9 protein-coding genes and 1 tRNA gene are annotated in these 10173 nt (G+C 67.9%); 7 read left to right on the forward strand and 3 right to left on the reverse strand.

Annotated features, from left to right (window positions below; translation table 11 throughout):
- The 5 genes from J7E68_RS12035 to J7E68_RS12055 form a co-directional block, all read left to right on the forward strand.
- Positions 1–1001: carbohydrate ABC transporter permease (locus tag J7E68_RS12035; RefSeq protein ID WP_396652501.1), on the forward strand; the 1001-nt coding region annotated here is incomplete at its 5' end.
- Positions 998–1939, forward strand: a complete 942-nt coding sequence (locus J7E68_RS12040; RefSeq protein WP_215172886.1) for a carbohydrate ABC transporter permease — start codon at positions 998–1000, stop codon at positions 1937–1939. The genes J7E68_RS12035 and J7E68_RS12040, both read left to right, overlap by 4 nt.
- Before the next feature lie 2 nt (positions 1940–1941).
- Positions 1942–2619, forward strand: coding sequence for a hypothetical protein (locus J7E68_RS12045; protein ID WP_215172888.1), 678 nt, complete (start codon positions 1942–1944; stop codon positions 2617–2619).
- A 43-nt stretch (positions 2620–2662) separates the two neighbouring features.
- Positions 2663–3664, forward strand: coding sequence for a LacI family DNA-binding transcriptional regulator (locus J7E68_RS12050; RefSeq protein ID WP_215172890.1), 1002 nt, complete (start codon positions 2663–2665; stop codon positions 3662–3664).
- Positions 3665–3869: 205 nt separating this feature from the next.
- A tRNA-Ser gene (locus J7E68_RS12055) sits at positions 3870–3958 on the forward strand.
- A 37-nt stretch (positions 3959–3995) separates the two neighbouring features.
- Here J7E68_RS12055 and J7E68_RS12060 read toward each other — a convergent pair.
- Positions 3996–6611, reverse strand: coding sequence for an excinuclease ABC subunit UvrA (locus tag J7E68_RS12060; RefSeq protein ID WP_215172892.1), 2616 nt, complete (start codon positions 6609–6611; stop codon positions 3996–3998).
- A gap of 230 nt (positions 6612–6841) precedes the next feature.
- Between J7E68_RS12060 and J7E68_RS12065 the strand changes: the two genes are divergently transcribed.
- A complete protein-coding gene (locus tag J7E68_RS12065) occupies positions 6842–7882 on the forward strand; it encodes an aldo/keto reductase (protein WP_215172894.1) in 1041 nt (346 codons plus the stop codon).
- A gap of 55 nt (positions 7883–7937) precedes the next feature.
- Positions 7938–8912, forward strand: a complete 975-nt coding sequence (locus J7E68_RS12070) for an NAD-dependent epimerase/dehydratase family protein (protein ID WP_215172896.1) — start codon at positions 7938–7940, stop codon at positions 8910–8912.
- 23 nt (positions 8913–8935) lie between these two features.
- On the opposite strand, the gene J7E68_RS12075 is transcribed toward J7E68_RS12070, so the two are convergent.
- Together J7E68_RS12075 and J7E68_RS12080 are read right to left on the reverse strand one after the other, a co-directional pair.
- Positions 8936–9331, reverse strand: a complete 396-nt coding sequence (locus J7E68_RS12075) for a VOC family protein (RefSeq protein ID WP_215172898.1) — start codon at positions 9329–9331, stop codon at positions 8936–8938.
- Between the two features lie 39 nt (positions 9332–9370).
- On the reverse strand, positions 9371–10173 hold an 803-nt coding region (locus J7E68_RS12080), incomplete at its 5' end, for an NAD(P)-dependent oxidoreductase (protein WP_215172901.1).

Genomic DNA, 10173 nt, shown 5'->3' on the forward strand with positions numbered 1-10173 from the left:
TGAGCACGACGGCGACCAGGACGAGCGTCACGGGCAAGAAGCCCGGGCGAGGGCGGGCGCTGCGCAGCGGCCGCCGCCCCGAGAACGAACTCGACCGGCCGGGGCAGCGCGCGCGTCTGCGCCGTGAGACCGCGACCGGCTACGCGTTCCTCACCCCGTGGCTCATCGGCTTCTTCGGCCTCACGGCCGTGCCGATGATCTACTCCCTGTACCTCTCCTTCACGAAGTACAACATCTTCCAGCCGCCCAAGTGGATCGGGCTCGACAACTACGTCCGCCTCTTCACGAACGACCCGAACTTCATCCAGTCGGCCCAGATCACGCTCGTCTACGTGTTCATCGGCACGCCGATCACGCTCGCCGCGGCGCTCGGTGTCGCGATGCTGCTGAACTACCGCGACAAGGGCGCGGGCTTCTTCCGCTCCGCGTTCTACGCGCCGTCGCTCATCGGAGGCTCGGTCTCGGTCGCCATCGTGTGGCGTGCCATGTTCTCCTCCGACGGCCCGGTCGACAGCGGACTGCAGATCTTCGGGGTCAACCTCGGAGGGTGGATCGGAAACCCGGGCCTCGTGCTCCCGATGATGATCCTGCTCGCCGTGTGGCAGTTCGGAGCCACGATGGTGATCTTCCTCGCAGGCCTCAAGCAGATCCCCAAGGAGCTCTACGAGGCTGCCGAGATGGATGGCGCGAACGCGTACCGTCGCTTCCGTGCGGTGACGATCCCGATGCTCTCACCGGTGATGTTCTTCAACCTGCTGCTCGGCCTGATCGGAGCCTTCCAGGTGTTCGCCTCGGCGTACATCATCTCGAACGGCACCGGCGGCCCCGCCGGCATGACGAACTTCATCACCGTGTACCTGTACAAGCGAGGATTCTCCGACGGACAGATGGGCTACGCCGCGGCGATCGCCTGGGTTCTGCTCGTCGTCGTCGCCGTCATCGCCTTCATCCTCTTCCGCACCCAGAGGTCGTGGGTGCACTACTCGGGAGACGACAAATGAGTACCTCCAACCAGGCCACCACGTCCGGCTCCGCGTCGACGCCGGCGTTCGCCGCCCAGCAGACCACGCCGGTCGGGCCGCCCGCCCCCCGCCGCACGATCAAGCGCAAGACCTGGCAGACCGTCATCTGGTTCATCGGCCTGCTCATCCTCACCGCGGTCGTGCTCTACCCGCTGCTGTGGCTGTTCCTGTCGACGTTCAAGCCGAACTCCGAGTTCGGGCAGAACCCCGGTCTGCTCCCGCAGGCGCCGACCCTCGACAACTACGGCAAGGTCATGGAGGGCATCGCGGGAGTGCCGATGTGGCGCTTCTTCCTGAACTCGCTGATCCTCGCGGCATCCGCGGTCGTCGGCACCGTGCTCTCGTCGGCTCTCGCCGCCTACGCATTCGCCCGTGTGCAGTTCAAGGGACTCGGGGTGCTGTTCGCGGCGATGATCGGCACGCTGCTGCTGCCGTTCCACGTCGTGATCATCCCGCAGTACATCATCTTCAATCAGCTCGGCTGGGTCGACACCTTCATCCCGTTGATCCTGCCGAAGTTCCTCGCCACCGAGGCGTTCTTCGTCTTCCTGCTCGTGCAGTTCATCCGTCAGATGCCGCGGGACATGGACGAGGCAGCACGCATCGACGGTGCCGGACACCTGCGGATCTTCTGGTCGATCATCCTGCCGCTCATCAAGCCGGCGTTGATCACCTGCGCGATCTTCTCGTTCATCTGGGCGTGGAACGACTTCCTCGGGCCGCTGCTCTACCTGACGAGTCCCGAGAACTACCCGCTGCCGATCGCGCTGCGTCTCTACAACGACCAGACCTCGTCGTCCGACTACGGCGCGACGGTCACGGCCTCGTTCGTCGCACTCGTGCCGGTGCTGCTGTTCTTCGTGGTCTTCCAGCGCTTCCTCGTCGACGGTGTCGCGACCCAGGGACTGAAGGGCTAGCCATGTCGGTCATCAGCGGAGAGCGTCGAGCACACCGAGCAGCGAAGCGCGAGGCGCGCTCCGGCGCCGGACCCACGGTCGCGGGCGTCGAGCCGGGGGTCAACCCCGGTGCCACGGCGAAGTTCGGCCTGTTCGGCGAGGTGCTCACGATCGGTCTGCTCATGACGATCATCGCTCTCGGTGTCGTCACGCTGCCGATCGCGCTCGCCGCCGGCATCCGTCACCTGCGTCGCTTCGTCGCGGCCGAGGACTCGCGCACCGCGCTGTTCTGGGAGGACGTGCGTGCCGGCATCCTGCCGTCGCTCGTCGTCGGAGTGCCGGCCGCGCTGATCGCGACCGTGCTGACGATCGATGTCGTGCTCGCAGGGTCGGGTGCGCTGCCCGGTGGCGAGGCCATCGCGGTGGTCGGCTGGGCGGGACTGCTCGCTCTCGCGGTTACCGTGCTGCTCACGGCAGGCGAATGGTCGCCGTCGCGCGGCTGGGTCGCCTCGGTGCGCGCGGTGCCGGGAGTCGTGCGTGCGGATGTCGCAGGAGCCGCCTACATCGCGGCGGCCGCGGTCTTCACCGGTGTCGTCACCTGGGCGCTCGCGCCCCTGTTCATCGCCGGAATCGGATGCGCGGCGCTCGCCGTCGTGGCCGTGCCCGCGCGACGCCGGCGCGGGGGGAACCGCGCGGGATGAGAAGGTAGTCGTTGGCAGAGGCGCAGACGGACGGAGGCACGCCATGGCAGTAGGGGTGAAAGACGTCGCGGCTGCGGCCGGCGTCTCGGTCGGCACCGTCTCGAACGTGCTGAATCAGCCCGAGCGCGTGTCTGCGCGAACCATCGAGCGCGTGCAGCGCGTGATCCAGGAGCTCGGGTTCGTGCGCAACGACGCCGCCCGGCAGCTGAGGGCCGGACGCAGTCGCAGCATCGGACTCGTGGTGCCCGACATCGGCAACCCGTTCTTCGCCGAGGTGGTGCGCGGAGCAGAAGACAGGGCAGCGGATGCCGGCATGACCGTGCTGCTCGGCAACAGCGACGAGCGAGACGAGCGCCAGGTCGCTCATCTCGAACTCTTCCAGGAGCAGCGGGTCAACGGCGTGCTCCTGACGCCGGCCTCCGACGACCTCTCGGCCGTGCATCGCTTCGCCGCGGGCGGGATGCCGGTGATCCTCGTCGACCGCGAGGTGGAGGAGGGGCTTCTCCCTTCGGTGTCGGTCGATGACGTCGAAGGTGGGCGTCTGGCCGCCGAGCATCTGTTGTCGGGTGGACGCCGCCGGCTGGCGTTCGTCGGCGGGCCGCAGTCGGTGCATCAGGTCGCCGATCGTCTTCGGGGCGTGAAGGCGGCGGTCGCAGCCCACCCCGATGTCACTCTCGAGATCTTCGAGCAGTCTGCACTCACCGTGCTGCAGGGGAGGGCCGCGGGCGAGGCCATCGCGGCGCGTTCGGCCGAATCGCGCCCGGATGCGGTGTTCGCGGCGAACGACCTGCTCGCCGTCGGTCTGCTTCAGGCGTTCAGCTTCGGATCGACCATCCGCGTACCTCAGGACATCGCCATGGTCGGCTATGACGACATCGACTTCGCCTCGGCGACCGTCGTTCCGCTGAGCTCGGTGCGCCAGCCCGCCCGGCTGCTCGGCTGGACCGGAGTCGACCTGCTGCTCAAGGAGCTCGACGGTGTCGAACACGATCGCCGCGTGCGGTTCCAACCCGAGCTCGTCGTGCGGGAATCCAGCGCCGGCTGAGGGATGATCCGTGGGTCACGTGCCGTCACCCGTGCCGTGTGCAGGACCCGGGCACGGATGCGGGAGCATCCGTCGGTTCTCGTCCTGCAGACGTGCTTTCGTCCTGCAGACGGCCCGGCCGAAGTCGCCTGAGTCCCGATTCGTGACTGCCCGCCGAACCCGTTATGCTTGCAAGGTGCATCCGCTCTTCACGGTTCGGATGCCTGGAGACGTCGCATAGTCCGGCCGAGTGCACCACCCTGCTAAGGTGGAGTCCCCTCACGGGGACCAGGGGTTCAAATCCCCTCGTCTCCGCAGATAGAATCCCTGCCTCGGCAGGGATTTTCTGTTTTCAGACGCCGGCTCCGAGGTCCTGGGCATCGAGGGCATCCGCCAGGTACGACGCCGTCGTGCTGCCGCTCGCCGAGGCGATGGCGCGAGGGGTTCCCTCGGCCACGACCGACCCGCCGAGGTCGCCGGCGCCAGGACCCATGTCGATCACCCAGTCGGCCTGTGCGACCACGCGCATGTCGTGCTCCACCATCACGACCGTGTTGCCGGCGTCGACCAGATGCTGAAGATGCACGAGCAACCGGTCGGTGTCCGAGGGATGCAGTCCCGAGGTGGGCTCGTCGAGCAGGTAGAGGGTGTCGCCGTGCTGGGCGCGCCGCAGCTCGGACGCCAGCTTCACGCGCTGCGCCTCGCCGCCCGAGAGCTCCGTCGCCGATTGACCCAGCGGCAGGTATCCGAGCCCCACGTCGAGGAGGGCGTCGAGGTGTCGGGCGACGTCGGCATCGTCGGCGAAGAGAACACGCGCGTCGTTCACGCTCAGGGCGAGGACGTCGGCGATCGTGTGCCCGTGCAGTTCGATCTCGAGGGTCTCGGGGTTGTAGCGGGTGCCACCGCACGTGCTGCAAGGGGCGTGGACGGTGGGCAGGAAGAGCAGTTCGACCTCGACCGTGCCCTCTCCCTTGCAGGTGGGGCATCGTCCGCTCGCCAGGTTGAACGAGAACCGGCTCGCGGCATATCGCCGCCGACGTGCCTCCGGAGTCGCGGCGAACAGAGCGCGGACGCGGTCGAAGAGCCCCGTATAGGTGGCCACGTTCGATCGTGACGTGCGGCCGATCGGCTTCTGACTGACCTGCACGACGCGCCGCACGCGGCTGGCAGGACCTGAAGCACGCCCTGTGGTCTCGGCCGTCGGCGAGGAGAACAGCGGATCCGCTGCCGTGCTGCTCTGCGTCTCGCTCGAGGCGTCGATCGTCGCGCCGTCGACTTCGCTGGAAAGGCTTCTGTGCAGCAGATCGGGCAGCGCCTGGGTGACGAGAGACGACTTGCCAGAGCCCGAGACGCCGGTGACGGCGGTGAGGCAGCCGAGGGGGATCGACACCGAGACGCTGCGGAGGTTATTGCGCGAGACATCGGTGAGCACGAGCTGGCCGTCGGGTTCGCGAGACGCGGGCGCCGTCGGATGCTCGGCGCGCACGTCTTCGGGGAACAGGTAGCGCCGGGTCTGCGAGTGCTCCGCCGCTCGGAGCCCGTCGATCGGGCCGGAGTAGACGATCTCGCCTCCGGTGGCTCCGGCGCCAGGGCCGATGTCGACGATCCAGTCCGCATGTCGGATCACATCGAGGGAGTGCTCGACGAAGAAGACCGTGTTGCCTGAGTCCCTGAGCGAGCGGAGGATGCGCACGAGCGCTTCGCCGTCGGCGGGATGGAGCCCGGCAGACGGCTCGTCGAGCACGAACATGACCCCGAACAGCTGCGAGAGCACCTGGGTGGCGAGCCGCATCCGCTGCAACTCTCCGGACGAGAGCGTGGGGGTCGATCGATCCAGCGAGAGATAGCCGAGACCGAGCTCGATGATGGGCGAGACCCGATCGCGCAGTTCGTCGACGAGTCGATGCGCCGCGAGCTGCTTCTCGGGCGAGAGCGCCGGGTGATCGGACGCATCCGCGGCCGACCCGTCGTCGGATCGGTCGAGTGCCGTCTCGAGGAGAGCTGCGAGATCGGCGAGCGGGAGCCCGGCCATCTCGGTGATGTCGAGACCGGCGAACGTCACGGCGAGGGCCTCCGGCTTCAGTCGGCGCCCGTCGCACAGCGGGCAGCGGACGCTGACCATGAAGCTCGCGGCCTTCTCGCGCATCTTCGCGCTCTTCGAGTTGGCGAAGGTGTTGAGCACGTACTGTCTCACCCCGACGAACGTGCTCATGTACGACGGCTCGATGCCGGCAGCGACGGCCTTGCGCACCTGCGCCGGACCGCGGTCGGTGAACACCGGAACCTGAGGGGACTCCTCGGTGTACAGCACCCACTGACGCTGCTCGTCAGGCAGATCGCGCCAGGGGATGTCGATGTCGTAGCCGAGAGAGATCAGGCTGTCGATGAGCTGTTTGCCGTGCCAGGCCCTCGGCCAGGCGTCGAGAGCGCGGTCGCGGATCGACAACGACTCGTCGGGCACCATCAGGTGCAGAGGCACGTCGTAGACCTGCCCGATCCCGTGGCATCGCGGGCACGCGCCCTGCACGGTGTTGGCCGAGAAGTCTTCGGCGAACAGGGGTTCCGCCCCAGGCGGGTAGGTCCCGACGCGCGAGAACAGCATGCGCACGACGTTGCCGATCGATGTGGCGCTGCCGACCGTCGACCGAGCGCTGCCTGCGGTGCGCTGCTGCGGGAGGGCGACCGCCGGGGGCAGCCCCGCGATGGCGTCGACGTCAGGGATGTCGACCTGGCTCATCAGGCGTCTCGCATAGGGCGCCACGGATTCGAAGTATCGACGTTGGGCCTCGGCGTAGAGCGTGCCGAAGGCGAGAGAGCTCTTTCCTGAGCCTGAGACGCCCGTGAACGCGACGAGGGCGTCTCGGGGGATCGCGACGTTCACGTCACGAAGGTTGTGCACACGTGCTCCGGTCACGACGATCGCGTTCGACGTGCCGGAGAGCTTCGACGGTGGGGTCCCGCCCATCATGGACCTCTTCTCATATCCCGCGCACAGCGGGGATGGATGCGATGATCGCCGGTTCTGCGCCACGTTACCTCGCCCGTCAGACTTCGTCGGAGTGGTTGACAGCAGCCTGTCGGACCAGGCGAGTTCGGACCGGCGCCGTGACGATCGAAGATCACGGCGAGTCCGGGCCCGCGGTGCGGCAAGCGCTATCCTGAAGCCCTTCCCCCGCCTCGCATATAGGAGCATCCTCCATGCCCATCGCCGCTGATGACCCCCGCCTGACGACCCCCTTCGAGGCCGCCTCCACCCGGTACACCGATGTGCCCTTCCAGCGCGCCGGCGCCAGCGGCGTGCAGCTGCCCAAGGTCTCGCTGGGTCTCTGGCAGAACTTCGGCCGCGACCGCACCTTCGACAGCCAGCGTGAGATCGTGCTGCACGCCTTCGACCGCGGAGTCGTGCACATCGACCTCGCCAACAACTACGGTCCGCCCTACGGATCGGCCGAGTCGACGTTCGGCGCGGTGCTCGACAGCGGTCTCGCGCGTTATCGCGACGAGCTGTTCGTGACGACCAAGGCCGGGTACGACATGTGGCCCGGACCCTTCGGCGACGGCGGATCGCGCAAATACCTGACCCGCTCGCTCGAGCAGAGCCTCACGCGCATGAACACCGACTACGTCGACGTGTTCTACTCGCACCGCCCCGACCCCGAGACCCCGCTCGAGGAGACCGTGACGGCGCTCGCCGACATCGTGCGCAGCGGCAAGGCGCTGTACGTCGGCATCTCGAACTACCCGGCCGAGCTCGCGCGGCGGGCGTATGAGCTGCTCGCCGAGCAGGGTGTGAAGCTGCTGCTGCACCAGCCCCGCTACTCGCTGTTCGACCGCACGCCCGAGGCCGAGCTGTTCCCGACACTGCGCGAGCTGAAGGTCGGCAGCGCGGTCTTCTCACCGCTCGCTCAGGGCCTTCTGACCGCGAAGTACATCGACGGCGACGTTCCCGCCGACTCGCGTGCGGCGAACAGCCACTTCCTCGACGGATCGGCGCTCACCGACAGCTATCTCGAGCGCATCCGCGGCATCGACCGCATTGCCAAGGATGCGGGCCTGTCGATCCCGCAGCTCGCGATCGCGTGGGTGCTGCGCGATCCGGTGGTGACCACCGCGATCATCGGCGCATCGCGCACCGGACAGATCGACGACGCGGTCGCGGCGAGCCGGGTCGTGCTCTCGGTCGACGTCATCGACGCTCTCGAGGAGTTCGCGGCCACGCCCGGCGCCACCGTCGTCTGAGGCGGTGAGCCAGGCATTCCGGCCGCCGGTCCTCGCCCGTCGATAGAGTCGGAGCATGACTGCGACGAAGGTGTTGTTCATCGGCGGAACCGGAATCATCTCCTCGGCGGCGAGTGCGCTCGCCGCGTCTCGGGGCATGGAGGTGACGCTGCTGAACCGGGGGCAGTCGCGTCGTGAGCCCGCCGAGGGCGTCGAGGTGCTGACGGCCGACATCTCGGATGCTGCGGCGGTCGACGCTGCTCTCGCCGGTCGTGAGTTCGATGTGGTCGCCGACATGATCGCCTTCACCCCCGACCAGGTGCAGCGTGACATCGATCGCTTCGAGGGTCGCACGGGTCAGTACGTCTTCATCAGCTCGGCATCCGCATACCAGAAGCCGGTGGCACGTCTGCCGATCACCGAGTCCACGCCGCTGCGCAACCCGCGCTGGCAGTACTCGCGCGACAAGATCGCCTGCGAGGACCTGCTGACCGCCGCCTATCGTGACCGCGGTTTTCCGGTCACGGTGCTGCGCCCCTCGCACACCTACGACAAGTGGACCATCCCCGCATTCGGCGGTTGGACGGCGATCGACCGCATCCGCCGCGGTGAGGAGATCATCGTGCACGGCGACGGCACGTCGCTGTGGACGCTCACGCATTCGAGTGACTTCGCGGTCGGATTCGCGGGGCTGCTCGGCAACCCGCTGGCGTATGGCGACACCTTCCAGATCACCAGCGACTTCGTCTACACCTGGAACGAGATCTATTCGATCCTCGGACGCGCGGCGGGTGCCGAACCGAAGATCCGGTACGCCACGAGCGCGGCGATCGAGGATGCCGCGCCCGAGCGGGCCGGTCAGCTCACCGGCGACATGGCGCACTCCGTCATCTTCGACAACACGAAGATCCGTCGCGTCGTGCCCGACTTCAACCCGGTCGTGCCGCTCCACACCTCGGCGCGAGAGATCATCGAGTGGCACGACTCGCACCCGGAGCTGCAGCGCGTCGACCCCGACATGAACACCCTGTTCGACACGCTGCTCGCCTGAGGGCGCCGCTCAGCCCACGCGGCTCAGCCTGCGGCGAGCACCGCGAGCACGTTGCCGGCAGGGTCGGTGAACCAGGCGATGTCGGGGCCCCGATCGGGGCCGCCGCGCAGGATTCCCTTGGCGTCTGTGGCGAACTCCGAGTCGTCGTAGATCTTGGTCACGACGCCGCGCTCGTTGAGCTCGTCGACCGCCGCCTCGACGTCATCGACCGGGAAGTTGAGGATCGTGAAGCTCGCCGGCGTGTGGTTCGGCTTGGCGTAGACGAGGATCGAGCCACCGTCGCCCAGGCTGATGTCGAGGAAGCCCATGGCGTTGGTCGTGACGTCCAGCCCGAGGGTGTCGCCGTAGAACGAGCGGGCGGCATCGATGTCATCGACGCTGAATCCGCTGAACGCGTGTGTGGTCTGAAAGGCGGTCATTCCCTCAGCATGCGCCGGTCCGGGCGGGCTGTCCAGACCCTACGGGCGCACCTGGTTGACGAGCTCGTCGCCGGCGATAAGCCGGCTGACGTTCTGGTCGACGAGCTTCGCGGCACCGACCGGCCGGTTGCCGGCGATGTGCGGAGTGATGAGCAGATTCGGCGCGTTCCACAGCGGATCGGATGCCGGAAGCGGTTCGGACTTCGTGACGTCGATCGCGGCAGCGCGCAGCTGTCCGGATTCGAGCGCGGCGATCAGGGCGGTCTCGTCGACCGTGGCACCGCGGCCGACGTTCACGAAGGCTGCTCCTGGCCTCAGCGCGCCGAAGACATCGGCGTCGAACAGACCTGTGGTCTCGGCCGTGGCGGGAAGGATGGAGACGAGCACGTCGGTCTCGGCGAGGATCGCCGCAGCGTCGGCATCCGCGTGCACTGCGTAGCCCGAGCGGGTGCCTGCGGTGCGAGCGATGCCCTGTACCTCGGCGCCGAGAGCCGTGAGGAAGGGAGCGAGCGTCGAGGCGATCGATCCGAAGCCCCAGATCGTGACCCGCGCACCGGCGAGCGTGTACGACTGCTGCGTGTCGGGAGCGCTCTGCTCGTCGTTGAAGTCCTCGTCCCAGCGGTGCTCCCGCTGCGCGTCGCGCAGCCGATCGAGCCGCCGTACCGCGCTCAGGATCAACGCCAGCGCGTGCTCGGCGACGGGACCGTCGTGCAGCGAGCGACCGGAGCAGATGCGCACCTCGTCGTCGAATCCGGCGTTGAGCACCGCGTCGGCTCCCGAGGCGAGCGCCTGCACCAGGCGCAGCTTCGGCAGCGCGTGGGCGGCGTCCTGCAGCCATGCCG

It is taken from the genome of Microbacterium sp. ISL-103, assembly GCF_018613995.1.
In the GTDB taxonomy this organism is placed as follows: domain Bacteria; phylum Actinomycetota; class Actinomycetes; order Actinomycetales; family Microbacteriaceae; genus Microbacterium.

Bases quoted from the DNA above. Each gene is read 5' to 3' on its own strand.
- J7E68_RS12045 (WP_215172888.1), top strand. From the start codon at position 1,942: ATGTCGGTCATCAGCGGAGAGCGTCGAGCACACCGAGCAGCGAAGCGC.
- J7E68_RS12060 (WP_215172892.1), bottom strand. From the start codon at position 6,611: ATGATGGGCGGGACCCCACCGTCGAAGCTCTCCGGCACGTCGAACGCG.
- J7E68_RS12040 (WP_215172886.1), top strand. From the start codon at position 998: ATGAGTACCTCCAACCAGGCCACCACGTCCGGCTCCGCGTCGACGCCG.
- J7E68_RS12050 (WP_215172890.1), top strand. From the start codon at position 2,663: ATGGCAGTAGGGGTGAAAGACGTCGCGGCTGCGGCCGGCGTCTCGGTC.
- J7E68_RS12070 (WP_215172896.1), top strand. From the start codon at position 7,938: ATGACTGCGACGAAGGTGTTGTTCATCGGCGGAACCGGAATCATCTCC.
- J7E68_RS12065 (WP_215172894.1), top strand. From the start codon at position 6,842: ATGCCCATCGCCGCTGATGACCCCCGCCTGACGACCCCCTTCGAGGCC.
- J7E68_RS12075 (WP_215172898.1), bottom strand. From the start codon at position 9,331: ATGACCGCCTTTCAGACCACACACGCGTTCAGCGGATTCAGCGTCGAT.